At 66.3% G+C, this 25,265-nt stretch carries 21 protein-coding genes; 13 read left to right on the top strand and 8 right to left on the bottom strand.

Annotation, left to right across the window (positions count from 1 at the left end; all coding sequences use genetic code 11):
* Position 1: 1 nt before the first annotated feature.
* From QW887_RS08730 to QW887_RS08715, 4 genes are all read left to right on the top strand, one after another.
* Positions 2 to 148 carry a hypothetical protein gene (locus tag QW887_RS08730; RefSeq protein WP_316175826.1) on the top strand — a complete coding sequence of 49 codons (147 nt, stop codon included), beginning with the start codon at positions 2 to 4 and terminating at the stop codon, positions 146 to 148.
* Positions 145 to 2,208 (top strand): hypothetical protein, encoded by a 2,064-nt coding sequence (locus tag QW887_RS08725; protein WP_316175827.1) that lies wholly within the window; start codon positions 145 to 147, stop codon positions 2,206 to 2,208. The genes QW887_RS08730 and QW887_RS08725 overlap by 4 nt, the downstream gene beginning before the upstream one ends.
* A 187-nt stretch (positions 2,209 to 2,395) precedes the next feature.
* Positions 2,396 to 2,767 carry a DUF2946 family protein gene (locus QW887_RS08720; RefSeq protein ID WP_315717303.1) on the top strand — a complete coding sequence of 124 codons (372 nt, stop codon included), beginning with the start codon at positions 2,396 to 2,398 and terminating at the stop codon, positions 2,765 to 2,767.
* A gap of 158 nt (positions 2,768 to 2,925) precedes the next feature.
* Positions 2,926 to 5,253: a TonB-dependent receptor gene (locus tag QW887_RS08715; protein WP_315717371.1), complete on the top strand. Its 2,328-nt coding sequence runs from the start codon at positions 2,926 to 2,928 to the stop codon at positions 5,251 to 5,253.
* A 137-nt stretch (positions 5,254 to 5,390) separates the two neighbouring features.
* Here the strand turns inward: QW887_RS08715 and QW887_RS08710 are convergent, their stop codons facing one another.
* Positions 5,391 to 5,903: an N-acetyltransferase gene (locus tag QW887_RS08710; RefSeq protein ID WP_315717304.1), complete on the bottom strand. Its 513-nt coding sequence runs from the start codon at positions 5,901 to 5,903 to the stop codon at positions 5,391 to 5,393.
* 250 nt (positions 5,904 to 6,153) lie between these two features.
* On the opposite strand from QW887_RS08710, the gene QW887_RS08705 reads away from it, so the two are divergent.
* The 4 genes from QW887_RS08705 to QW887_RS08690 all read left to right on the top strand — a co-directional run bounded on the left by QW887_RS08705 (position 6,154) and on the right by QW887_RS08690 (position 10,943).
* Positions 6,154 to 7,554, top strand: coding sequence for an ethanolamine ammonia-lyase subunit EutB (locus QW887_RS08705; protein WP_315717305.1), 1,401 nt, complete (start codon positions 6,154 to 6,156; stop codon positions 7,552 to 7,554).
* Positions 7,551 to 8,333, top strand: coding sequence for an ethanolamine ammonia-lyase subunit EutC (gene eutC / locus QW887_RS08700; RefSeq protein WP_315717306.1), 783 nt, complete (start codon positions 7,551 to 7,553; stop codon positions 8,331 to 8,333). The genes QW887_RS08705 and eutC overlap by 4 nt, the downstream gene beginning before the upstream one ends.
* Positions 8,326 to 9,732 (top strand): ethanolamine permease, encoded by a 1,407-nt coding sequence (gene eat, locus QW887_RS08695; RefSeq protein ID WP_316194381.1) that lies wholly within the window; start codon positions 8,326 to 8,328, stop codon positions 9,730 to 9,732. The genes eutC and eat overlap by 8 nt, the downstream gene beginning before the upstream one ends.
* A gap of 149 nt (positions 9,733 to 9,881) precedes the next feature.
* Positions 9,882 to 10,943 carry an AraC family transcriptional regulator gene (locus tag QW887_RS08690; RefSeq protein ID WP_315717308.1) on the top strand — a complete coding sequence of 354 codons (1,062 nt, stop codon included), beginning with the start codon at positions 9,882 to 9,884 and terminating at the stop codon, positions 10,941 to 10,943.
* A 16-nt stretch (positions 10,944 to 10,959) separates the two neighbouring features.
* Here QW887_RS08690 and QW887_RS08685 read toward each other — a convergent pair whose 3' ends face one another.
* The 3 genes from QW887_RS08685 to QW887_RS08675 form a co-directional block, all read right to left on the bottom strand.
* On the bottom strand, positions 10,960 to 12,132 hold the full coding sequence (locus QW887_RS08685) for a M20 aminoacylase family protein (protein WP_315717310.1): 1,173 nt from the start codon (positions 12,130 to 12,132) through the stop codon (positions 10,960 to 10,962).
* A gap of 78 nt (positions 12,133 to 12,210) precedes the next feature.
* Entirely contained in the window at positions 12,211 to 13,143 is a 933-nt protein-coding gene (locus QW887_RS08680; RefSeq protein ID WP_315717311.1) for a glycosyltransferase family 2 protein, read from the bottom strand.
* A gap of 49 nt (positions 13,144 to 13,192) precedes the next feature.
* The gene (locus tag QW887_RS08675; protein ID WP_315717312.1) at positions 13,193 to 13,714 is read right to left on the bottom strand and encodes an NUDIX domain-containing protein; all 522 of its coding nucleotides are present in this window, start codon (positions 13,712 to 13,714) and stop codon (positions 13,193 to 13,195) included.
* A 127-nt stretch (positions 13,715 to 13,841) separates the two neighbouring features.
* Here QW887_RS08675 and QW887_RS08670 point away from each other — a divergent pair, with 127 nt between their 5' ends.
* Positions 13,842 to 14,726: a metallophosphoesterase gene (locus QW887_RS08670; RefSeq protein WP_315717313.1), complete on the top strand. Its 885-nt coding sequence runs from the start codon at positions 13,842 to 13,844 to the stop codon at positions 14,724 to 14,726.
* A gap of 15 nt (positions 14,727 to 14,741) precedes the next feature.
* On the opposite strand, the gene QW887_RS08665 is transcribed toward QW887_RS08670, so the two are convergent.
* Together QW887_RS08665 and QW887_RS08660 are read right to left on the bottom strand one after the other, a co-directional pair.
* Positions 14,742 to 15,290 carry a hypothetical protein gene (locus tag QW887_RS08665; protein ID WP_315717314.1) on the bottom strand — a complete coding sequence of 183 codons (549 nt, stop codon included), beginning with the start codon at positions 15,288 to 15,290 and terminating at the stop codon, positions 14,742 to 14,744.
* Between the two features lie 232 nt (positions 15,291 to 15,522).
* Positions 15,523 to 15,729 (bottom strand): hypothetical protein, encoded by a 207-nt coding sequence (locus tag QW887_RS08660; protein ID WP_315717315.1) that lies wholly within the window; start codon positions 15,727 to 15,729, stop codon positions 15,523 to 15,525.
* Between the two features lie 194 nt (positions 15,730 to 15,923).
* Here QW887_RS08660 and QW887_RS08655 point away from each other — a divergent pair, with 194 nt between their 5' ends.
* Positions 15,924 to 17,369 (top strand): short-chain fatty acyl-CoA regulator family protein, encoded by a 1,446-nt coding sequence (locus QW887_RS08655; RefSeq protein ID WP_315717316.1) that lies wholly within the window; start codon positions 15,924 to 15,926, stop codon positions 17,367 to 17,369.
* Positions 17,370 to 18,290: 921 nt separating this feature from the next.
* On the opposite strand, the gene QW887_RS08650 is transcribed toward QW887_RS08655, so the two are convergent.
* Complete coding sequence (locus QW887_RS08650; RefSeq protein ID WP_316194380.1) at positions 18,291 to 19,274, bottom strand: ArsA-related P-loop ATPase; 984 nt, start codon at positions 19,272 to 19,274, stop codon at positions 18,291 to 18,293.
* Between the two features lie 193 nt (positions 19,275 to 19,467).
* Between QW887_RS08650 and QW887_RS08645 the strand changes: the two genes are divergently transcribed.
* The gene (locus tag QW887_RS08645; RefSeq protein WP_316167427.1) at positions 19,468 to 20,973 is read left to right on the top strand and encodes a glucan biosynthesis protein G; all 1,506 of its coding nucleotides are present in this window, start codon (positions 19,468 to 19,470) and stop codon (positions 20,971 to 20,973) included.
* Positions 20,961 to 23,090, top strand: a complete 2,130-nt coding sequence (gene mdoH, locus QW887_RS08640; protein WP_315717319.1) for a glucans biosynthesis glucosyltransferase MdoH — start codon at positions 20,961 to 20,963, stop codon at positions 23,088 to 23,090. Before QW887_RS08645 ends, mdoH begins: the two co-directional genes overlap by 13 nt.
* A gap of 18 nt (positions 23,091 to 23,108) precedes the next feature.
* Here the strand turns inward: mdoH and QW887_RS08635 are convergent, their stop codons facing one another.
* Positions 23,109 to 24,407, bottom strand: coding sequence for a TadE/TadG family type IV pilus assembly protein (locus QW887_RS08635; protein WP_315717320.1), 1,299 nt, complete (start codon positions 24,405 to 24,407; stop codon positions 23,109 to 23,111).
* A gap of 348 nt (positions 24,408 to 24,755) precedes the next feature.
* Here QW887_RS08635 and QW887_RS08630 point away from each other — a divergent pair, with 348 nt between their 5' ends.
* Positions 24,756 to 25,163, top strand: a complete 408-nt coding sequence (locus QW887_RS08630) for a hypothetical protein (RefSeq protein ID WP_315717321.1) — start codon at positions 24,756 to 24,758, stop codon at positions 25,161 to 25,163.
* The last annotated feature ends 102 nt before the right edge of the window (positions 25,164 to 25,265 follow it).

The raw sequence follows: 25,265 nt of genomic DNA, 5'->3' as shown, positions 1-25,265 counted from the left end.
AATGCGCGTCGTCGCTCTCGATATCGCAACAACAATGGTTGTCATGGCCGGGCTTGACCCGGCGATCCACGAGCAGCGACGCACGCTGCGCGACGTGGATGCCCGGCACGAGCCCGGGCATGACGACAACTGCGAGTTTGCCTCATGAACTACGGCATCGCGTTCACACCTCTGGTTCCGCCGATCGTGCTGTGGCTTGCGATCGGCGCAATCGTCGTCATCGCCGCGCTCCTGTTGCTCGGCCGCTCGCGTTCGGCCTGGATCCGCGTCACCGCGCTGGCTTTGATCGCGCTCGCGCTGGCCAATCCGCAGTTCACGCGCGAGGACCGCGAGCCGCTGAGCTCGGTCGCCGCCGTCGTGGTCGACAAGAGCCCGAGCCAGAATTTCGGTGACCGCAACAAGCAGACCCAGGCGGCCCAGGAGTCGCTGGTCGACAGCTTGAAGACGATCAAGGGCCTCGAGGTCCGCGTCGTCGATGCCGGCCAGGCCGACGGCGAGACCGACGGCACGCATCTGTTCAGCGCGCTGACCTCGGCGCTGTCGGACGTCCCCGTCGATCGGGTCGCGGGCGCCTTCATGATCACCGACGGCCGCGTTCACGACATTCCCGGCAACGTGGCCGCACTCGGCTTCCAGGCTCCGCTGCAGGCCCTGATCACGGGCCAGAAGGCCGAGCGCGACCGCCGCATCGCGATCACCGCCGCGCCGCGCTTCGGCATCGTCGGCCAGCCGCAGACCATCAGCTTCCGGCTCGACGACCAGGGCGTCAGCGGCGCCAGCGCGAAGGTCGTGATCCGCCGCGACGGCGAGGTCATCAGCGAGCGCACCTTGACCAGCGGCCAGGCCGCCAATGTCGACGTCGACGTCAAGCACGAAGGCCAGAACATCGTCGAGATCGAGGCCTCGCCGCTCGACAACGAGCTGACCCTCGTCAACAACCGCGCGGTGGTCTCGATCGATGGCGTGCGCGACAAGCTGCGCGTGCTCCTGGTGTCGGGCGAGCCGCATTCGGGCGAGCGCACCTGGCGCAACCTTTTGAAGTCGGACGCCAGCATCGATCTCGTCCACTTCACGATCCTGCGGCCGCCGGAGAAGCAGGACGGCACCCCGATCAACGAGCTGTCGCTGATCGCGTTTCCGACCCGTGAGCTGTTCCAGCAGAAGATCAACGAATTCCAGCTGATCATCTTCGACCGCTACGCCCGCCAGGGCGTGTTGCCGATCGCCTATTTCGACAACATCGCGCGCTACGTCCGGAATGGCGGCGCGGTGCTGGTCTCGGCCGGCCCGGACTACGCCTCCAACACCAGCATCTGGCGCACACCGCTCGATTCGGTGCTGCCCGCCGAGCCGGTCGGCGTCACCGAGAAGCCCTTCTATGCGCATCTATCTGACGCCGGCAAACGCCATCCGGTGACGCGCGGCCTCGAAGGCTCGGGCTCCGAGCCGCCGCGCTGGAGCCGCTTCTTCCGCACCGTGGAGACGCGCAATGCGGTCAGTCCGCCGGTCATGACCGGCGCCGACGGCAAGCCGCTGCTGCTGCTGTCGCGCTTCGGCGCCGGCCGCGTCGCGCTGCTGCTGTCCGACCACATCTGGCTGTGGGCACGCGGCTACGAGGGCGGCGGACCGCATCTCGACCTGCTCCGGCGCATGTCGCACTGGCTGATGCAGCAGCCGGATCTCGACGAGGAAGCACTGCGGCTGCAGATTCAAGGCAAGGATCTCGCCGTCATCCGGCAGACGATGGGCGACAGCGTCCCGCCGGTGACCGTGACCTCGCCGTCGGGCCAGACGCGTGAGCTCACTCTGAGCCAGGGCGATCCCGGCGAATGGCGCGCGACCCTTCCCGCCAACGAGCTCGGCCTGTGGCAGGCGACCGACGGCACCTTGAAGGCGCTGATCAATGTCGGCCCGACCAATCCCAAGGAATTCTCGGAGGTCACCTCGACCACCGAAACCCTGAAGCCGCTGGCACAGGCGACGGGCGGCGATGCCCGCCGCATCGGCGACGGCTCGGGCATCGACATGCCGCGCATCGTCCCGGTGAGGTCATCGACCTTGTTCAGCGGCGACGGCTGGATGGGCGTGCGCATGCGCGATGCCAGCGTGGTCAAGGGCGTCGGCGTGCTGCCGATGTTCGCCGGCGTGGTCGGCCTCTTGCTGCTGCTCGGCGCGCTCGCCGCGACCTGGGTGCGCGAGGGACGCTGACACGAAGACACAAGCACGCACCACCGCGGCGCGCCACGTGGCGCGAAGGGCACAGCGACGGGGATTCCGACCACCGTTGCAGTGCACTGATTGACAGCTGTGAAGCTCCCTTGCGATGTTATATTGTAACAAAGGCTGAGCCTCTCAGCCGAACGGGGTGGCCTATTCATATGAGCCAGAGCTGGCGATGAGCTGGTTTCGCGCGAACATCAAGGATGTCTCGCGGCTAGCGCTGCTGGCGCTGGTGCTGCAATTCGCGCTCGCGTTCGGCCATGTGCATTGCCTCGCCGGACAAGCCCGGGACGGCGGCGGCATCTCCATCGCCGAGCGGCACACTGGTCCCTCTCCCGCTGACCAAGATCCCGATCAACAGCCGTCGCCGGATGGCTGTGCCATCTGCGCCGTCATGGCGATGGCGCAGTCGATCCTGCTGTCACCGGCGCCAGTTCTGACGCCTCCTGAAGCGGTCGCATTCCGTCTGCCCGATGCGATCACCGCCACTGTCGCGGCTGTCGTCATCGACACCGCCTTCCAGCCGCGCGCTCCTCCCACCGCCTGATCTGAGCCGCTCGAAACGCTGCCCTGCGCGCGAGCGCACGGCGGCCGCGTGAAGGAATGGGTCCGTCGCACGACGACGGCAGGCGCATCCCGCCGGCAACGAAAGACGTGGGACGCCTGATCAGGATCAGGAAGTGAAAGATGTTGTCGAGAGCCTTGATGTCGGGCTGCAGTGCCGCAGCCATGTTGTGCGCTTTGGGTGCGCCCGCGCGCGCTGACGATCCTGCGAAGCCGGCGGCCGAACTGCCCGAGGTCACAGTGACCGCACCGAGCCCGATCCGTGCCCGCAAGCCGGTGGTGCCGCGGCCCAATCCCACAGCGCGCGTGGCCCGGAGCGGCCCACGCACGCCGGCGCCCGCGCGCGAGGCACAGACCGCGCCGCCCCCGCCGCAACAGGGCGTGCTGCCTGTCGTCACCGACCAGTTCGCGACCGTCACCGTGGTGCCGAACGAGGAACTGCGCCGCTCCGGCGCCGCCACGCTCGGCGACCTTCTCAATTCGAAACCCGGCATCACCGGATCGAGCTTCGCGCCGGGCGCATCGAGCCGGCCGATCATTCGCGGCCTCGACGTCAACCGCGTCGGCATCGTCGAGAACGGCCTCGGCGGCGGCGGCGCCTCGGATCTCGGCGAGGACCATTTCGTCCCGATCGATCCGCTCACCAGCGACCAGATCGAGGTGGTCCGCGGCCCCGCGGCGCTACGCTACGGCTCGACCTCGATCGGCGGCGTCGTCAGCGCCACCAACAACCGCATTCCGCAGGCCCTGCCGACCTGTTCGACCGCGCCGTTCCAGACCTATGGCCTGCCGGCGAGCGCTCCGGCCGCGGGCAGCGCGCCTTGCGTTACCGTGGAAACGCGCACCTCGTTCAGCTCGGTCGACCGCGGCGTCGAGGGCGGCGTGCTGCTCGATGCCGGCGGCGGCAATTTCGCGCTTCATGCCGATGCCTACGGCCGCAAGACCGGCGACTACTCCATTCCCGGCTATCCCTATCTGTTCGACCAGACCCGCCCGGTGAACGGCCGGCAACCGAACTCCGCCGCGCAGAACGATGGCGCCTCGATCGGCGGCAGCTACTTCTTCTCAGGCGGCTTCGTCGGCGCCGCGATCACGCAGACCGATGCGCTCTACCACATCCCCGGCATTGGCGGCGCCGACAGCCGGACCCGGATCGATGCGCACCAGACCAAGATCACCGCGAAGGGCGAGTATCGCCCGGACTCCGCGGCAATCGACGCGATCCGGTTCTGGGCCGGCGCGACAGACTATCGGCACAATGAGCTCGGCCTTGCAGCCGTCACCGACCCGACCACCGATGGCGTGCGCCAGACCTTCACCAATCGCGAGCAGGAAGCGCGCGTCGAGATGCAGATGATGCCCGTCAATCTGCGCTTCGCCACCCTGACGACCGCCTATGGCGTGCAGGCCGGGCACCAGGAGCTGAATGCGCCGAGCCCCGACAATCCCGGCTCGGTGTTCAACGGCCTGTTCGGCCCCAACACCAACAACCGCGTCGCCGGCTATGTCTTCAACGAGTTCGCCTTCTCGCCCTCAACCAAGGCGCAGGTCGCCGGCCGGATCGAGCACATCGCGCTGAACGGCTCCACGCCGAACTTCCCGGTCGACTATCTGCCGGACGGCACGCCGCAGGCCAACATCGCCCGAAATCCGTCATACACGCCGAAGAGCGCGAGCGTCGGCCTGTTGCAGAACCTGCCGGGCGATCTGGTGGCGAGCGTGACCGCGCAATATGTCGAGCGCGCGCCGAAGCCAGCCGAGCTCTTCTCGCGCGGCGGCCATGATGCGACCGCAACCTTCGACATCGGCAATCCGAACCTGACCATCGAGACCGCCAAGACCGTCGAGGCCGGGCTGCGCAAGGCCACCGGCCCGTTCCGCTTCGAAGCCACTGCCTACTACACGCAGTTCAGCAACTTCATCTATCGCCGGCTGACCGGCGTGATGTGCGGCGACGATTTTGCCTCCTGCGGCACCACCGGCACCGAGCTGAATCAGGCTGTCTACTCGCAGCGCAACGCGCTGTTCCGCGGCTTCGAGTTCCAGAGCCAGTTCGATGTTGCTCCGCTCGGCAGCGGCATCTGGGGCATCGAGAACCAGTTCGACGTCGTCCGCGCCACCTTCGCGGACGGCACCAACGTGCCGCGGATTCCGCCGATGCGCGTCGGCGGCGGCCTGTTCTGGCGCGATGCCAACTGGCTGACCCGCATCAACCTGCTGCACGCCTTCGCGCAGAACGACATCGCGCCGATCGCGGAGACTCCGACGCCGGGCTACAACCTGCTCAAGGCGGAGGTCAGCTACCGGACCAAACTCGATGCGAACATGTTCGGCGCGCGCGAGATGCTGGTCGGCCTCGTCGGCAACAATCTGCTCAACGAGAAGATCCGTAATTCGGTGTCCTACACCAAGGACGAGGTGCTGCTGCCCGGCATCGGCGTGCGGATCTTTGCCAACCTCAAATTCTGATTCGAGGAGGGCGCAGAACGCGACCAATCTGCGCCCCCTCCTTCGTCATTGCGAGGAGCGAAGCGACGAAGCAATCCAGAGACGTGGGCGGAACTCTGGATTGCTTCGCTTCGCTCGCAATGACGGAGAGACCGAGATTACTTCGCGTAATCCCAATCGGGCCGGATCGCACCCTCGACGCCCTCGAACGCGCCCTCGATCAGTTCGTTCACCAGCAGCCGGTTGTAATCCACCGGTCCCGGCATGATCGCCCTGCCCTTCGGCACCGGCTTGAAGCCGACGCGCGCGTAGTAGGCCGCGTCACCCACCAGCAGTATCAAGCGGTGGCCCTGCGCCCGCGCGTCCACGACCGAGCGCTCCATCAGCATGCGGCCGATGCCGTGCTTGCGGAACGGCGGCTCGACCGTCAGCGGCCCGAGCATCAGCGCCTTGGTGTCGCCGACGCAGATCGGCAGTTGCCGCACCGAGCCGACCAGCAAAGTGCCGATATGGGCGGTGAACGACAGCGCGAGCAGATGATCGACATGCTCGCGCAAGCGGTAGGCGCTCAGCACGAAGCGGCCGGGGCCGAAGGTGCGCTCATGCAGCCGCTCGATCGCCTGCGCGTCGCCCGGCTTTTCGGCGGAGATCGTAATGGACAGGTCACTCATGTGGGGTGGCGAGATAGCATTCTGGAGCGGCGCGGTCCATGGCGGGCCGTCCACGTGTTGACAGCATTCGCCCGCCCCCGAGGGTCACCGATGCCAGTTTTCTGAGCATTCGCGCGGCGTGACCGAAGATTGTGCTAAGATGTCAAGTTTCCGGAGCCGCCCTCGCTTAACCTGTCCCAGCTCATGAGCGTTGTGGTCGCCATCGCGGCCGCTTGGACCGCTCTGACGCAGCACGAGCGGCAGGTCGAAGATGACGGGTGCGTTCCGGTCGCGCCATCGCGGCGAAACTCATGTGTTCGACGATCTCAAGACGCTGCTGGCCTGCGCCTCGCCGCGCCGCTCTGGCGATGAGCTGGCTGGCATAGCAGCCGACAGCGCCGCGCGGCGGGTGGCGGCGCGGATGGCGCTCGCCGACGTGCCGCTGCGGCGTTTCCTCGACGAGCCGCTGATTCCCTACGAGAGCGACGAGGTCACGCGCCTCATCCTCGACAGCCACGATGCCGCCGCATTCGCGCCCGTCGCGTCGCTGACCGTCGGAGAATTGCGCGAATGGCTGATGTCCTGGGAGGCGGATGCCAACCGGCTGGCCGCCCTCGCGCCGGGCCTGACGCCGGAGATGGTGGCCGCGGTCTCCAAGCTCTGCGGCAATGGCGATCTCGTCGCCGTCGCGGCCAAATGCCGGGTCGTGACCCGCTTCCGCTCCACCATCGGCCTGGAGGGGCGGCTGTCGTCGCGGCTGCAGCCGAATGATCCGACCGACGATCCCCAGGCGATCGCCGCAGGCACGCTCGATGGCCTGCTGTTCGGCATGGGCGATGCGGTGATCGGCATCAATCCCGCGACCGACAATGTCGAGGCCTGCATCCGCCTGCTCACGATGCTCGATGATCTCAGGCTCAAATTCGAGGTGCCGACGCAGTCCTGCGTGCTGAGCCACGTCACGACCTCGATCCGGGCGATCGAGAAAGGCGCGCCGCTCGACCTCGTCTTCCAGTCGATCGCCGGCACCGAGGCTGCCAATGCCGGCTTCGGCGTGACCCTGAAGCTGCTCGCCGAGGCGCAGGACGCAGCCTTGTCGCTGAAGCGCGGCACGGTCGGCAACAACGTCATGTATTTCGAGACCGGCCAGGGCGCGGCGCTGTCGGCCGACGCCCATCACGGCCTCGATCAGCAGACCGTCGAGGCCCGCGCCTATGCCGTCGCGCGCGTGTTTTCACCGCTGCTGGTCAACACCGTGGTCGGCTTCATCGGTCCCGAATATCTCTACGACGCGAAGGAGATCATCCGCGCCGGGCTGGAGGATCATTTCTGCGCCAAGCTGCTCGGCGTGCCCATGGGCTGCGATGTCTGCTACACCAACCACGCCGAGGCCGATCAGGACGACATGGACGATCTGGCGCTGCTGCTCGCGGCGGCCAACGTCAACTTCCTGATCGCCGTGCCGGGCGCCGACGACATCATGCTCAACTATCAGAGCCTGTCGCATCACGACGTGATGCGGCTGCGGCATCTGCTCGGCCGCCGCCCGGCGCCGGAGTTCGAGGCCTGGCTGGCGCGGATGGGCCTGCTCGACCAAAGCGGCCGCGTGCCGCCATTGCCGGGCAGCGCGCCTTCCGTAGTCCGGCTGATCGGCCAGGGAGCGCGGGCATGAGGGGCGATCCGTTCGACCTGCTGCGCGGGATGACGCGCGCCCGCGTCGCACTCGGCCGCGCCGGCGACGGGCTTCCGACGGCCGCGAAGCTGGAATTCCAGATGGCGCATGCGCTCGCGCGCGATGCCGTATGGGGCAAGGTCAATTTCGACGGCATCGCCGACGCGCTCGCGCCGCGGGAGGTGATCGAGGTCGCGAGTGCAGCACCGGACCGCGCCAGCTATCTGCGCCGGCCCGACCTCGGGCGCCGCCTCGCCGCGGAGGAAGCCGACAGGCTGACATCCGGTCCGTACGATCTCGTCTTCATCATTGCCGACGGGCTGTCGGCGGATGCCGTCGAAAACCATGCCGCCGCTGTCGTGATCGCCACCGAGGCGCGTCTGACGGGCCTGTCCATCGGCCCGATCGTGCTGGCTTCGCAGGCGCGCGTGGCGCTGGGTGACGATGTCGGCGCCGCGATGCGCGCACGGCTGGTCGCGGTCCTGATCGGCGAGCGTCCGGGTCTGTCGGCCGCGGACTCCCTCGGAGTGTATCTGACGCTGCACCCGGCCCCGGGCCTGCGCGACAGCGCCCGCAACTGCATTTCCAACATTCACGACCACGGGCTCTCGGCCGAGCGCGCCGCCGACAAGCTGGCCTGGCTGGTGCGCGAGGCGCTGCGGATCGGCGTCACCGGCATCGGCCTCAAGGAGGCGGCGCCGGATGCCGCGATCGAGACGACCACATCGTCATCCCAAATCACCCATCACAAGCAGACAGGAGCGACTGGACATGAGTGACGAGGCCAAACCGACCCTTTCGAAGAGCCTGACCGGACTCCATCTGTGGGGCATCGCGGTCGGGCTGGTGATCTCCGGCGAATATTTCGGCTGGAGCTATGGCTGGGACAAGGCCGGCACGCTCGGCTTCCTCGTCACCACGATCTTCATCGCGGTGATGTATACGACCTTCATCTTCTCCTTCACCGAGCTCACCACCGCGATCCCGCATGCCGGCGGACCGTTCGCCTATTCCTACCGTGCCTTCGGCCCGCTCGGCGGCTTCGTCGCCGGCTTCGCGACGCTGATCGAGTTCGTGTTCGCTCCGCCTGCCATCGCGCTCGCCATCGGCGCCTATCTCAACGTCCAGTTTCCGGCGCTGTCGCCCAAGACCGCCGCGCTCGGCGCCTATCTGGTGTTCATGGCCCTCAACATCGCCGGCGTATCGATCGCCGCGACGTTCGAGCTGTTCGTCACGATCCTGGCGATTGCCGAGCTCCTGGTGTTCATGGGCGTCGTGTCGCCCGGTTTCTCCTTCGCCAACTTCGCCGCCAACGGCTGGGCCGGTGAGAATTCGTTCTCGCTGACGAGCATCGGCGGCATCGTCGCGGCGATCCCCTTCGCAATCTGGTTCTTCCTGGCGATCGAAGGTGCGGCCATGGCCGCGGAGGAGACCAAGAATCCGACCAAGACGATTCCGCTCGCCTACATCGCCGGGATTCTGACGCTCGTCGTGCTCGCCTTCGGCACCATGATCATGGCCGGCGGCGTCGGCGACTGGTCGAAGCTCGCCAACATCAACGATCCGCTGCCGCAGGCGATGAAGATCGTGGTCGGCGAAAACTCCGGCTGGCTGCACATGCTGGTGTGGATCGGCCTGTTCGGACTGATCGCCTCGTTCCACGGCATCATCATGGGCTACTCGCGGCAGATCTTCGCGCTGTCGCGCGCCGGCTTCCTGCCGGCCAAGCTCGCCGCGCTGCACCCGACCTGCCGCACGCCGCATTGGGCGATCTTGGCCGGCGGCGTGATCGGCATCGCCGCGATCTACTCCGACGAGCTCATCCAGTTCGCCGGGCAGACGCTGACGGCGAACATCGTCACCATGAGCGTGTTCGGCGCGCTCGTGATGTACATCATGAGCATGGCCGCGCTGTTCCGCCTGCGCGCCACCGAGCCCAACCTCATCAGGCCGTTCAAGGCGCCGCTCTATCCCGTGCTTCCGGCCGTGGCGCTGGTGTGTGCGACGCTCTCGCTGCTCACGATGATTTGGTTCAACCTGCAGGTGTTCGCGGCCTTCGTGGTGCTGTTCGCCGTCGGTCTGCTGCTCTATCGTCTGACGGCCGGCAAGCGCGGCAACGCGGCGAGTGACAACCTGCTCGACATCGCCTTGACCGAGGCCCGCGCCATGGCCGACTGATCCGCGAGGACTCGCGAGATCCAGGATCAAGGCAAGCCCTCCGCGTCCCTGCGCGGGGGGCTCTATCGATAGCCCGCTTCGGCAGGCACGTGACTTGCATAACTACGAGGTGTCAACCGACGGCGTACGTCCTCAAAGGCGAGGATTTCATGGCACAGCCTCCCGCAGCCGAACACCAGCATCCGCGCGACCGCAGCCGGAACATTCTGGCCGCTGCTGCGACCGGTGTCGCCGATTTCATCGCCCTGACGGGAGGCCGCCCCGAGGCGGTGTTCGAACGGGTGGGCATCGATGCCGAATGCCTCGGCCAGACCCGCCGCGCGCTCGACCTCGCCGACTACGTCGCGATGATGGAAGATGCCGCGCAGGAGACCGGTAACGACAATTTCGGACTGTGGTTCGGCCAGCGCTACCAGCCGCAGATGCTCGGCCTGATCGGCGAGATCGCACTCGCGGCGCCGACGCTGGGCTCTGCGATCGAGCATCTTGCGCTGTGGTTTCCCTGGCATCAGCAGGCGACCGAAACCCGTCTCACGCGCCATGACGGTTTGCTCCGGCTGGAATATCGCATTCTCGACGGCTCGATCGTCGATCGCCGGCAGGACGCCGAATTGACCATGGGCATGTTCGCGAACGTCTTCCGCGCCTGCCTGCCATCGGGCTGGGCGCCCGACATGGTGCTGTTCGAACATGCCCGGCCGGCTGCCTGGCGCGATCATGAGGCAGCCTTCGATGCCGACGTCGGCTGGTCACAAGGCACGAATGCGCTGGTGTTTCGCGACCGCGGCCTGGACCGCGCCATGCCCCAGGCCAATCTGTCTCGCCTGCAGCGGCTGACGACAGATCTTGCCGGTGTCGCCGGCTCCTGCGGCACGCCCGCGTTCCTCGATCTGGTCCGTGGCGAAATCCGGCGGCGGTTGTCGGCCGGCGCGCTTCATCTCGAGGAGGTCGCCGAGGCGCTGTCGACCACGTCGTGGACGTTGCAGCGCCGGCTTGCCGAGTTCGGCGCCACCTTCTCCGACCTCGTCGAGGTGACGCGGCTCGACCTCGCCCGCCACTATCTGCGCCAAGCGCATCTGCCGCTCGGCGACGTCGCCTTCCTGCTCGGCTATTCCGAGGCGTCCGCATTCTCCCGTGCGTTCTCGCGCTGGAGCGGCTGCAGCCCGCGGCAGTGGCGCCAACGGTCATTGCAGGCGACCGCTCGCAGCTAGCGCCACGCCGCCGGCATCAATCGGCCGGCATCGTCTTCTCGACCAGCCGCACCCAATAGGACGCGCCGTGGCCGAGAATGTTGTCGTTGAAGCGATAGGCCGGGTGGTGGCAATCCTTGCCGTCGCCCATGCCGAGGAAGACGAAGGCGCCGGGACGGGCCTGCAGCATGAAGGCGAAATCCTCGGCCCCCATCAGCGGCGGCGCATTGTCGACCACCCGCTCCGCGCCGACAACGTCGCGAGCGACGTCAGCGGCGACGCCGGTCTCGCGCGCATGGTTCATCGTGATCGGGTAGAGCCGCGTGTATTTCGTCGTCGCCTCACCGCCATAGGTGCGGGCGATGCCGTCGGCGACCTCGGCAATGCGGCGCTCCACCAGGTCCTGCACCTCGGGATCGAGCGTGCGCACGGTGCCCTTCAATTCGACGGTCTCCGGAATGACGTTCATCGCCTTGCCGGCCTCGACGACGCAGATCGAGATGACCGCCGACTTGATCGGATCGACGTTGCGCGACACGATCGACTGCAGCGCCGTGATGATGTGCGCGGCGATCAGCACGCTGTCGACCGCCTTGTGAACGCCGGCGCCGGCATGACCGCCCTTGCCGCGGACGGTGATCTCGAGCTGGTCCGATGATGCCAGCATCGGACCCGGCCGCAGCGCGAACACGCCTTCGGGCACGCCCGGCGCATTGTGCAGACCGTAGACCTCCTGGATGCCCCAGCGGGTCATCAATCCATCGTCGACCATCGCCTTGCCGCCGGCGCCGCCCTCCTCGGCGGGCTGGAAGATCACGATCGCGGTGCCGTCGAAATTGCGCGTGTCGGCGAGATGCTTGGCGGCACCCAGCAGCATCGCGGTATGGCCGTCATGGCCGCAGGCATGCATCAGGCCCGGCGTCTTCGACGCATAGGGCACGCCCGAGGCTTCCTCGATCGGCAGCGCGTCCATGTCGGCGCGCAGGCCGATGGTGCGACCTGAACTGGTCCGACGGCCGCGGATGACACCGACCACGCCGGTGCGCCCGATGCCCGTCACCACCTCGTCACAACCGAATTCGCGCAAGCGCTCGGCGACGATGCCGGCGGTGCGGTGCACCTCGTACATCAACTCCGGATGTTCATGGAAATCATGGCGCCAGGCGGCCATGTCGTCGGCGAGCGCGGCGATGCTGTTGAGGATGGGCATGGAGGCGGTGTTCTCGTTCAGGACATTGACGCCCGAACCATGACCGGAACGGCGGACGGACACAAGCTTCCGCCTGCATCAGCCCTCGATCGGGGCGTGTGACAGGTAGGCCAGCAGCTTCATCTCGCGGCGGCCGCGGGTGACGGTGTCGAGCACCAGGCCCGACGAGGCCGACAGCAACGCCATGATCATCAGGCCCATCGACAACACGGCGGTCGGCAGCCGCGGCACCAGTCCAGTCTCGATATAGGTGACGAAGATGGGAATCGCGAAGCCGATCGAGACCAGCGCGAGGAAGATGCCGATCGCGCTGAAGAAGCGCAGCGGCTTTTCCGAACGATAGAGCTTCAGGATCGTGCCGAGGATGCGGAAGCCGTCGCGCCAGGTGTTTAGCTTGGAGACGGACCCTTCGGGCCGCGCGTAGTATGGCGTCGCGAGCTCAGCGACCGGCAGCGCCAGCTCCAGCGCATGCACGGTCAGCTCGGTCTCGATCTCGAAGCCGTCGGAGAGCACCGGGAAGGATTTGACGAAACGGCGCGAGAATACGCGGTAGCCGGACAGGATGTCCTTGAAGGCCTGGCCGAACACCTCGGCGAGGAAGCTCGTCAGCATCCAGTTGCCGGTGCGATGGCCCATGCGGTAGGCGGCCTGCTCCTGGTCGACGCGCAGACCCACCACCATGTCGAGCCGCTCGCTCACGAGACGCGCAACCATGCCGGGCGCGCTCGGCGCGTCATAGGTCGCGTCACCATCGACCAGCACGTAGATGTCAGCATCGACATCGGCGAACATGCGCCGGACGACGTGACCCTTGCCCTGCCGCCGCTCAGAGCGCACCTCGGCGCCGGCCGCGCGCGCGACCTCGATGGTGCGGTCCTTGGAATTGTTGTCATAGACGTAGACGGTGGCCGTCGGCAGCGCCTGCTTGAAATCGCGGACCACGGTGGCGACCGCGGCCTCCTCATTGTAGCAGGGCACCAGCACGGCGATCCGCATCGAAGGTGATATCATCGACCCCTCTCCCACGGGACGGGAGACTGCCCTCATTCGGTGCAGAAATTCATAATGATCCGGCGGCAACGTGCTGTTCCGGCCGCCAGGTGGGAATGATCTTAACGCCGTCTAGCACCTCGCGCAGGCGGGACAGCGTGCCGAGCGTGGTTCCCTCCGGCAGCGCGTCGCGGGCGAAGAAGCCGGTCTCCACGATCTCGAGGTTCGGCTCCGGCGGCCGGTCCTGCGTGAACCTTTTGATAACGAAGACGGCGACGTGGTCGCGCGGCGAGACGTGGCCGTTGAGGAAGATGCCGTGCAGCTCCGGCTCGCCTTCGAGCGCGATCCGGCCCTCCTCGAACAGCTCCCGCGTCAGTGCCTCGATGAACGTCTCGCCGACCTCGACGCCGCCGCCCGGCAGGTGCCAACCCGAGACATAGCCGTGCCGGACCAGGAACACGCGGTTCTCGGCATCCAGCACCACGCCGCGGACGCCGAGCGTCATGCCGCGGGCGAAGCGCCAATAGAGGTGGAAGCCGCGCCGGAGCGCGGGCTCGAGCCGGATCCGCAGCCGGCTCAGATATGTCGTCATCGCTGTCGTCGTCCTGGTTGTTCTTGCGCTCGCTGGCAGGGCTTGTCATGAGAGCCGGGCACCACGAGGGATAGCACGAGATGACATCTGGGCGCGCTTGCATCCGCCATCGGCACCGAGGGGCATAATGGCTGCCTTCACGCTCGCCCATCTGTCCGACCCGCATCTCGCGCCACAGCACAAGCCGCGCCTGTCGGAGCTCGCCGGCAAGCGCGCGCTCGGCTATCTCAACTGGACGCGCAATCGCTACAAGTACCATCGCCGCGACATCCTCGATCTGCTGATCTCCGACCTGCACACGCAGATGCCGGACCAGATCGCCGTCACCGGCGATCTGGTCAATTTCGCGCTGGAATCCGAATTCCCCATCGCCCAGGCCTGGCTCCGGACGGTGGGGCCGCCGGACAGGGTCACCGCGATTCCCGGCAATCACGACGCCTATGTGCGCTCGACCCGGCTGCGCTTCGCCGAGAGCTTTGCCGACTATTTCGGCGGCGATGCCGAGGGACCGGCCACGTTTCCGTCGCTGCGCCGACGCGGGCCGCTCGCGCTGATCAGCCTGTCCTCTGCCGTGCCTTCGGCGCCGTTCATGGCGACGGGACGGCTCGGCCGCGCACAGCTCTCCGCGCTGGAGCAGATGCTCGAATCGCTGGCGCACGAGCAGCTGTTCCGCGTGCTGCTGGTGCATCATCCGCTGCGCTCGACCCACCGGATGAAGCGGCTGACCGACGCCGGGAAGCTGGTCGGCCTGCTCGCCCGCCACGGCGTCGAGCTGATCCTGCACGGCCACGACCACGTGCATTCGACGATCTGGATCGACGGCCCGGAGCGCAAGATCCCGGTCGTCGGCGTGCCCTCGGCCTCCTCGATCGCACATGGCCACTATCCGGCCGCGGCCTACAACATGTTTGCCATCAGCAGCGACGGCAATCACTGGCGCTGCGACATGACCGTGCGCGCGGTCAACGAGGCGCTGCGCGTGCGCGAGATCCGCGAGGTCCGCCTGCTTTGAGTCGCGGCCAGGCCGTCAGATCTGCTGCAGGCTCGCATAGAATGCGACCCCGAACAGCGACAGCGCGCCGAGCACGAAGCCGAGCACGAACGGCCAGATCCCACCGCGCCGGCGCGGCGCCTCGGCGATCGTCCTCGCCTGAGCCCGCGCGACGCTGAAGGCGCGCTCGCGCTCGACCATGCGGCGGGCGACGTAGTCGGTGACGGCTTTCACGATCGCAGCGATGTCGTGCGACTCGGCGAGCACGATGCGGCCGTTGCGGGTGTCCTGCACAAAGCGGTACTGCCGCTTGTCGCGTCCCATCACGACATGGGCGACGACGTCGATCCACAGCCGCGGCGTCTCACCCTGGCTGATGCCGCGATCGAACAGATCGAGCTGACTCGGGATCTCCGCGAACAGCGGGTCGAGCGCATCGTTGAGGATCTCCAGCCGCGCCACCTCGGCGTCGCGCAGGTCGACCACCACGCCTGTTCGGTCTGCGGCCTCGATCCGGGCCTGGCGCAGCGCTTCGCGCAGGCGCACGGGGCGGGAGTCTGTGCTGCTATCGGCGGCCTCGGACATCGCTCACGCTTTCACGGTTCGGCCCTGGTTTCGCCAGGTTCCCACCGTGTTAACCTAGCAGTAACCCAGTATTCTGCAATCCCCTTTCATCTTCAATGGGTTATAAGCACGCCGTCGTAACCACAAACGGACGTGGGCGGCCCCCTCCGGAATGACCCGGCTGAGACCGCCCCGTCCTTGGGCTCTTCCTCGAGCTTATTCAAATACCCGGCAATGCATTCCTTATCGGCGGTCAGGCCGCCGGAGCGCGCTGCGGCTCCTCGACGATCGAGAAGCGGACGCCAGCCTTGTGGCGGTTCTCCTCGGACACCTCGCGCCAGCAGTCCTCGGCTTCCTTGCGCGACTTGAACGGACCCTTCACCTGGGCCGAGCCTTCCACCAGCTTGTGGAAATTCATCGAGCCGAACTCGCCGCCGATCACCCAGAAATTGCTGCTCATGAGACTCTCCTTGAACCGTCACAACTTTGACAGTGCATTGCGAATTGCGTGAGAGGAGATAAACGCGAATCCGGCTGTTTCGTATAGAGCCCTTGTTTTCGAATGGTGATGTCATGTAACATCATCACTTGTCATAAATGTCATTTTGTAAAATTTGTCACAATCCAGGGCTGGCTACCCCCAAGGAGATCAAGATGCCCGGCGAATCCGGAAAGAAGCTGTTCGTCGGCCCGCGCTTCCGGCGCATCCGCCAGCAATTGGGGCTGTCGCAGACCCAGCTCGCCGAGGGCCTCGGCATCTCGCCGAGCTATGTCAACCTGATCGAGCGCAACCAGCGCCCGGTGTCTGCCCAGATCCTGCTGCGGCTGGCCGAAACCTACGACCTCGACCTGCGCGACCTCGCCAGCGCCGACGAGGACCGCTTCTTCGCCGAGCTCAACGAGATCTTCTCCGATCCGCTTTTCCGCCAGATCGAGCTGCCCAAGCAGGAGCTGCGCGATCTCGCCGAGCTCTGCCCCGGCGTCACCCACGCGCTGCAGCGGCTGTACGCGGCCTACACCGAGGCGCGCCGCGGCGAGACGCTGGTGGCGGCGCAGATGGCCGACCGCAACGAGGGCGCCCGTTTCGAGGCCAACCCGATCGAGCGGGTGCGCGACCTGATCGAAGCCAACCGCAACTATTTCGCCGAGCTCGAGCAGCAGGCCGAAAGCCTGCGCGACGCGCTCGACGTGCCGGCCGAAGGGCTCTATGCGGCGCTCGCCGCCCGTCTGCGCGAAAAGCATTCGGTGCAGACGCGGGTCATGCCGGTCGACGTCATGCGCGAGACCTTGCGCCGTTACGACCGCCATCGCCGCCAGCTCCTGATCTCCGAACTGGTCGACGGGCCCGGACGCACCTTCCAGCTCGCGGTGCAGCTCGGCATGGCCGAATGCCTGCCGCAGTTCGAACTCATCATCGGCCGCGCCGGCGCCATCGACGACACCGCGCGCCGGCTCTACCGCATGACGCTCGCGAGCTACTTCGCCGCCGCCGTCATGATGCCCTATGCGCCGTTCCTCACTGCTGCGGAGGCGCTGAGCTACGACATCAACGTGCTGGCGCAGCGCTTCAACACCGGCTTCGAACAGGTCTGCCACCGCCTCACGACCCTGTCGCGCCCGAACGCCCGCGGCATCCCGTTCTTCATGCTGCGCGTCGACAATGCCGGCAACGTCTCCAAGCGCTTCTCGTCGGGTACCTTCCCGTTCTCCAAGTTCGGCGGCACCTGCCCGCTGTGGAACGTGCATTCGACCTTCGACACGCCCGACCGCCTCCTCAAGCAGATCATCGAGCTGCCCGATGGTTCGCGCTATTTCTCGATCGCCCAGATGGTCCGCCGCCCGGTCGCGCCGCATCCGCTGCCGCAGCCACGCTTCGCCATTGGCCTCGGCTGCGAGATCAGGCATGCGTCGCGCCTCGTCTACGCCGCCGGCATGGATCTGGAGAAAACCGAGGGCACTCCGATCGGCGTCAACTGCCGGCTCTGCGAACGCGAAAACTGCGCCCAGCGCGCCGAGCCGCCGATCACGCGCACGCTGATCCTGGATGAGACGACGCGGCGCGTCAGCTCGTTCGCGTTCAGCAATGCAAGGGAGCTGTAGAGCCAACGCTCTCCTCCGCGTCATTCCGGGGCTTGCGCGAGCCGCGCCCCGGAATGACACCGAGTTTGCAGCTCCTCTCTCTGCGTCATTGCGAGCGAAGCGAAGCAATCCAGAGTCGCGCGCTGAGCCCTGGATTGCTTCGGCGCAAGGGCGCCTCGCAATGACGTGGAGAGACATAAGATCACCTTCTCGCGGCGCATCGGCGCCCGAGCTTTGCTGTTCGTTTGCCCCCTTGAATACAGAGGGCGCAGGGAAGACCGGGAGCTCGCCGCCCCCATGGCCCCCGTGCGAAAGAAATGCACGGGGCAGGAACCACAGGTTCGGCTGGGACATCCCGGCCTTCCCTGCGCGATGGCTTTACGGCTTACTCCGTGCTCTCCCCAGGGACCGGCTGTCTTGCCCCTGTCATCAGCGCCATCGTCGGCGCGAACTTGATCTCAGCACCGGGAGATCAGGACCACACGGCTTGATCGTGCGCATCAAACCGTTCGTCGGCACGATCGCTCGCGCTGCGGTTCGATACGCCCATCGCATCCCGCACCCCACGTTCGTGACGACCGCGATACGCCCCTCAGATCGAGGCGGGACGAGCGGAGTGAACATCAAATTCTGAAAAATGGAAACAAGAATATTTTTGCCGATGGGACTGGACACGAGTGATCCAGCTGAACTGGCTGACGAAATCAGTCCATCGGCGCACATAGAATTGACAGCTCGACAGGCCATGAGAGGAGAGCGCGCGCCGCGAATCCAACAAAACTGAGCGGCCGATTTGCCCGACGGGCGGGCGGGGATTTTCGCCGTCGCTGCGTCGCAACGACCGCAACAAACTCGGCCCCTGATCTCGCCATATCCTGCGATCGGGCAATGAAGACGTGATCCCGATAGGGGGAGACCAGATCGCGATCGAGCTGAACGTGATCAAGAACTCGGCATCGATAACGTCTCCAGCTCCTCGATGCCGATGGGAGGCTTGCTTCGCCACGCCATGATGAAAGCGCGCTTGGCCAAGCCGTCCTGAACACGAGCGATCTGCATCCGCTCTCTGGCAATCCGCGCCCGCAGCAGGGGATCGCGAGTTCCGGAGGCGGCGAGGCATTTGTTGATCACCCAACCGAACGGCTCGATGCCGGCGCGCCGCAGGTCCTCCTGGAGAGCGGCGGCCTCCGAAACGGGCGTCGTTTCCGGCAGGGTCACCAGGATGATCTGCGTGTAGGTGGAATCCTGCAACCGCATCAGCGGCGTGATCACCCGGCCGGCACCGCCCGGCTCCAATTGGCTCGTCAACTGGCGATGATAGGCCCCGGTCGCATCGAGTAGGAGCAGGGTATGACCGGTCGGCGCCGTATCGAGCACCACAAAGGCGCTCCGAGCCTCCGCAACCACGTGCGAGAAGGCATGGAAAACGGCGACTTCCTCCGTGCAGGGCGAAGCCAGGTCCTCAAGCAGGAGCGCCTTGCCCTGCTCATCCAGGTCGCGGCCGCGGCTCGCTAGTATTTTCGCGACATAGCGCTCCGTCTCGCGCCGAGGATCGATCCGGTCCACCGTCAGCCCTGGGCTCGCGGCGTCAACGACATCCGTGACGTGGGCCGCTGGATCGGTCGTGCTGAGGTGGACGGCATGCCCGCGCCTCGCGAGGCCGACAGCGATGGCAGCCGCAATCGTCGTCTTCCCGACGCCGCCCTTACCCATGACCATGATGAGGCCGCGATTGCGGTGAGCGATGTCATCGACCAGACGGTCGAGTCCCTGCACGTCAACCGGCACTCCAACTTGTTCGCCAGTCGACGTCTCAAGCCGTGGACCGGACGACGACAACACTGCCCTGAGCGCCGCGAGACCCACAATGTCGAACCCAACCAGTGGGATTTCGTCCCGCGGCAGCTTACGCAGCGAGTCCGGCATCGAGGCGAGAGCCTCATCCTGATCCCGCTCGAGTGAACTTGCGACCGCGTCAGTAGGGTCAGTGGCGCGGGATCGCCGGTGGCGCGTTCAGCAGGAAGGGACTCCAAAGCAGCCCCCTCTCGTTGACTTCCGATGGAACCCGACGCCTTCAGAAATGTTGCTCCGCAGTTCCATGCAGCAAAGCGAGAATAAGTTGAATCGCCGTCAGTTCATTCAATCTGCGGCTGCGATCCCGGTCGCCGCATCCTTGACGCGGAGCGCATCAGCCGCGCCGCCTGCGGCGCAGCCGTTCAATGCGGCCTATGTGCGCGACCTCGCGCGCAATCTCGCCGCCAAGCCCTACGCTGCGCCGGATGACAAGCTGCCGGACGCGCTGGCGAAGCTGAACTACGACGCCTACCGCTCGATTCGGTTCTTGCCGGACCATGCGCTGTGGCGCAGTGAGAACCTGCCGTTCCAGGCGCAGTTCTTCCATCGCGGCTCGATCTACAAGGACCGGGTCGAGATCTATGAGGTTGCGGACGGCAAAGCCAGCCCCGTGGCCTATCGACCCGAGGACTTTGCATTCGGTCAGCAAGTCCCGGCCTTCCCGGCGGCCGATCTCGGCTTTGCCGGCTTCCGCGTCCACGCGCCGATGAACCGGCCGGACTACTACGACGAGGTCTGTGTGTTCCTCGGCGCGAGCTATTTTCGCGCCGTCGCCAAGGGCGAGATTTACGGACTGTCGGCGCGCGGGCTCTCGATCGACACCGGCGAGGCCAAGGGCGAGGAGTTTCCGGTGTTCAAGGCGTTCTGGCTGGAGAAGCCGACGCAAGGCGCCACCGCAATGGTGGTGCATGCGCTGCTCGACAGCAAGAGCGCGACGGGCTCCTACCGGTTCACGATCCGCCCTGGCGAGACCACCGTATTCGACGTCGAGGCATCGCTGTATCCGCGCGTCGAGATCGCTCACGCCGGACTGGCGCCGATGACCAGCATGTTCTTCTTCGGACCCAACGACCGCAACGACGTCGACGATTTCCGCCCCGCCGTGCACGATTCCGACGGGCTTGCGATGTTCAACGGCAAGGGCGAGCAGTTGTGGCGCCCCCTGAGCAATCCGCGCGACCTGCAGGTCAGCGTGTTCAACGACCTCAATCCGCGCGGCTTCGGCCTGATGCAGCGGGAACGGACATACACCGCCTATCAGGATCTCGAATCGCATTTCGAACGGCGGCCGAGCCTGTGGATCGAGCCGATCGGCGACTGGGGTGACGGCGCGGTGGTGCTGTTCGAGATCCCCACCAACCAGGAAATCCACGACAACATCGCCGCCTTCTGGCGGCCGAAGACGCCGCTCGCGGCCAAGGGCGAGCACAACATGACCTATCGCCTGCATTGGGGGCCCGATGTGCCGAAGCCGAATACGCTGGCGCGCTTCACGCGCACTGGCGTGGCCACCCGCGGCGAAGGCCGGCTGTTCGTTCTCGAGCTCCAAGGCGACGCCTTGAAGAGCCTCGATCCGAACATCGTCAAGGGCGTGGTCAGCGCGGCGAAATCCGAGGTGACGAACATCGTCGCGCAGCCGAACCCGGAGACGCAAGGTTGGCGGCTCAGCTTCCAATGCGCGGTCGGCGATGCGCCGGTCGAGCTCAGGGCCGAACTGGTTGCCAACGACAAGCCCGTATCCGAAACCTGGGTCTATCGATGGACGCCATGACCGCAGCGCAGCCGCGTCCGACCTATGAGGCTAGCGACGCGAGCTTTCTCCCGGCCGAGGCGCCGCTCGCGATGGTGCCGTCGCCACTCAATCATGCCGCGCCCGGCCGACGTGCCATCACGAGCGGCGGCCGCATCGCATTCCGGCGCGCTCTCATCTTCGCCGGCACCGCGGCGCTGACGCTGGCGGGCTGCTACAAGATGTACGAGGTCGTCGAGGTCGGTGGCGTGACCGTGCTGGAAGGCATGGTACTCGTGCTGTTCTCGATCCTGCTCGCGTGGATCGCCTTTGCCTTCGTTTGCGCGCTGGCCGGCTTCTGCGCCCTGCTGGGGCGGCGGCGCGATACGATCGCGATCGACATCGACGGTCCCCTGCCCTCTTTGTCCGGCCGCACAGCCATGCTGCTGCCGACCTACAATGAGGATCCGGACGCGGTGATGGTGCGGCTGCGCGCCATGATCGAATCGGTCGCCGGGACGGGACAGGCCGAGCGCTTCGACTGGTTTCTGCTCAGCGACACCACCGATCCCGACATCTGGATCGGCGAAGAGGCTGCGTTCGTCGATCTGCGCCAATCCTGCGGCACAGATCGGGTGTTCTACCGCCACCGGGCCGACAATGTCGCCCGCAAGTCCGGCAACATCGCCGACTGGGTGCAGCGCTTCGGCGCGGCCTACGACTATATGATCATTCTTGATGCCGACAGCCTGATGAGCGGCGCGACCGTGGTCCGGCTGGCCCATGCCATGGAGAACGCGCCGCAGGCGGCGCTGATCCAGACCCTGCCCGTGATCGTCAACGGCACCAGCCTGTTCGCGCGGCTGCAGCAGTTCGCGAGCCGGCTGTACGGCCCGATGATCGCGGCCGGCAATGCGTGGTGGTACGGCGCGGAAGGCAATTACTGGGGCCACAATGCGATCATCCGGGTCGCGGCCTTCGCGCAAGACGCGGCGCTGCCCGAGCTCCCCGGGCGCAAGCCGTTCGGCGGACATATCCTGAGCCACGATTTCATCGAGGCCGCCCTGATGCGCCGCGCCGGCTGGGGAATCTACATGACGGTCGATCTCGACGGCAGCTTCGAGGAGGTGCCGCCGTCGCTGATCGATCACGCCGCGCGCGACCGGCGCTGGTGCCAGGGCAATCTGCAGCATCTCGCCGTGCTGCCGGCGCGCGGCCTGCACTGGGTGTCGCGGCTGCACCTGCTGATCGGCATCGGCGCCTATGTCACCGCGCCGTTGTGGTTTGCCTTTCTCGTGCTCGGCATCCTCATCTCGCTGCAGGCCAACTTCGTCAGGCCCGAATATTTCCCCAAGGGCTTTGCGCTGTTTCCGACCTGGCCGGCTCAGGACCCGGTGCTCGCCGCCCAGGTCTTCGCGGCGACGCTCGGCCTGCTCATGGTGCCGAAGCTGCTCGCCTGCCTCGTCACGTTGTTCACGCCGACGCGACGCCGAGGCTTTGGCGGCGGGTTGCGCCTCTGCGTCGCCGTGCTGGCGGAAACGCTGCTCGCGGCCCTGATCGCGCCTTCGATGATGATCTTCCAGTCGATCGCCGTGATCGAAATCCTGATGGGGCGCGACGCCGGCTGGCAGGTGCAGCGCCGCAGCGACGGCGGCGTGAGCCGGCAGGAGATCCTTCGCAAATTCGCGCTGCCGACGGTATGCGGCCTGGTCATGGCGGCGAGCGCCTATGCTGTCTCCGTCCCCCTGCTGGCCTGGATGTCGCCGGTCATCGCCGGCCTCGTGCTGTCGATTCCGATCGGTCTGCTCACGGGCGGCCGCAGCACCGGCGCGCGCCTGTTCACGACGCCCGAGGATCGCGCTCCGCCGCCGGTGCTGGTCCGCGCCAAGCAGCTTGCGGAGAATCTGCGGCCGGATCGCCGGGCGGCGCTGGTCGAACTGCGCCAGAACGCCGGTCTCTGCCGCCAGCACGTTGCGTCCCTGCCGCCGCCTCGGCGTCGCGAGCCGGGCGACATCGACGTCGACCTCGCCACCGCCAAAGCGCGGATCGCGGGGGCCGGCTCGTTCACGCAGGCGATCCGCTTCCTGTCGCGCCGTGAGATCCTGGCCGTGCTCAGGGATGGCGCGACGCTGGAGCAGCTCGTCGCACTTCCCGCATGAGCGCCTGGACGACCTGCCCTATTTGGTCAGATGCGCCGATGCGATCGCCTGCTGGAACAGCGCGGTAAGCGCTGCGCCGATGCTGCCGCTCGAATCGACCTCGTAGTAGTAGCCCGGGCTGGCGCACGATTTCATGATGCCGCTGATCGAATCCCGCCATGGCGCGATATAGGTCGTGTACCAGCTGTTGTTGGTGATCGCGAGATAGGTGGTGTAGAGCACGGCGATCTTGATGCCACGAGCCTTCAACGCATCGCAGGTCGTCGTGTTCAGCGGTTCCTGGCAGCGGCCGCCCGAGAGAACTGTCTTGCTGCAGGTGGTCGGATAGGAATAGTCGGCGACGCCATCGGAGACGAAGAACAGCCATTTCTGCGGGCTGGTCGACGAGCCATCGCCCTGGGTCGGGATGACGCCGTTCATCGCGGACATCGCACCGTCGAAATCGCTGCACATGTCGTTGTTGTAGCCGCTGTAGGGGATCGTCATCAGGTCGAGCGAACCGACCGACGATTTCACCGAGGACATGCTCGAGGACAGGCTGGCGATGGTCGTCAGGCCGAGCGAGCCGCAGTCGCTGCCCAGGCTGTACACCGCCATGCGGTACTGGTTGCTGACGACCTGGCTGGCGGTCGCCGTGTCCGTGAGCGACTGCGTCGCGCTCCGGACGACGTCGATGCGCATCGTCACGCCCTTCTTCTTGGCGATGGAATAATAACTGTTGGTCTGCAGCGTCTTCTTCGAGCTGGACGTATAGGTGTCGTGGCAGGCGAAGGCGCACTTGTCGGACGTCGCATTCTGCAGCGTCGTCATGTCGGCCGTGGTCGCGCCGAGACCCTGCGACGGCGAGTTGTCGAGCAGAACGTAAAAGTCCATGTAGGTCGGGAACGAGGCCGAAGCCGACGACGAGGCCGAGACCGTCATGGTCGGGTAGCCGAACATGTGCATGAAGGCCGTCTTGACCACCACGGTGGCGCTGCCGGTCACGGTCCGCGCGGTGACGCTATCGCTGATATCGATGTTCAGCGAGTCCGCCGCCAGATTGTGCGCCGACATCTGGCCGTTGAACATGTTGGTCGCCGCCGTCTTGGCGTCCGACGCGGCGCCGCGCATGGCGGTGTAGCCGGTCGCGGCCAGCATCGCGGCGTCCATCGAAGCCGACAGCTTCGCCTTGGCGCGCACGGCCATCGAATAGTCGATCGCCGAGCCGACGAAGGCGAGGATCGGGAGCAAAGCAAGCGCGAAGATGATCGCGATGTTGCCGCTCTGGTCGCGACGGAACCGCGACAATAGCCTGAGGTATCTATTTCCGGCCAGCACGGCCACACTCCAACGAACACGGTGATGTTGCCGGGAATGTTGCGGATCAAGCGTTGCATTGGAATTGATGGAATTGCCGAGAATTGGTTACGTTGCGTTTCCGATTGTCGTAAGCGGCCTTTCTGCGGTGCCGTTGCACCACTCGGAGCGACATGACCGCCATGCGGACGCTTTTTTTTGGCGGGCCCCGGCATCGAATGCCGGACGGATCTCATCGGCCCGCCGCCCCTGATCGGCGCGGCACCCCTCCTCTGGTACCCCGATTGCAAAGCGGCGGCACCGATTGCATAGTCCGCGCGGTTTGCAGCGCCGGGGCGCGCTGATTCTCTGGGGGAGTTGGGGACGACGATGGCGGATGCCGATCTTGATGCCGTGATCCGGCAACTGGCCAAGCAGCAGAACAAGGCCATTCTGGCAGCGGCGAAGAAGCGCAAGGACCGCTTCAACGGCATGGCCGTCAAGGCCAAGGACAAGGACGCCAAGGAGCGCTTCAAGCTGCTCGCCCGCGAGGCGGTCGAGCAGGCCAATGCCGCTGCCCGACGGCTCCTGATCTCCGCCGACAACGTCGCCGACAGCTACGCTCGCGCGATGCGCCAGGCCGCCGCCGCGGAGCTGCCCAGGAAGCCGGAGACCAAGCAGCCGGAGAAGAAGGCCGACGGTGCGGCGGCCAAGCCGCAAGGCGGCAAACAGGCTGGCAAGGCTGCCAGGAGGGATCCTGCGAGGCCCGCGCCGAAGAAGGCCGCCCGGAAGGCCTGAGCCGGCCATCGAGCGCGGGACGCCGCGCCACTCCGGAAAATTCCGCGCTCGATAGCAACCATCGCCGCGCCCTTCGACTTGCCTCCGCAACATTCTGTCCGG

Source organism: Bradyrhizobium sp. SZCCHNRI3052 (genome assembly GCF_032484895.1).
Classification (GTDB): Bacteria; Pseudomonadota; Alphaproteobacteria; order Rhizobiales; family Xanthobacteraceae; genus Bradyrhizobium.
The sequence above is the reverse complement of the archived record's forward strand: the minus strand, read 5'-3'. Positions and strand labels throughout refer to the sequence as shown.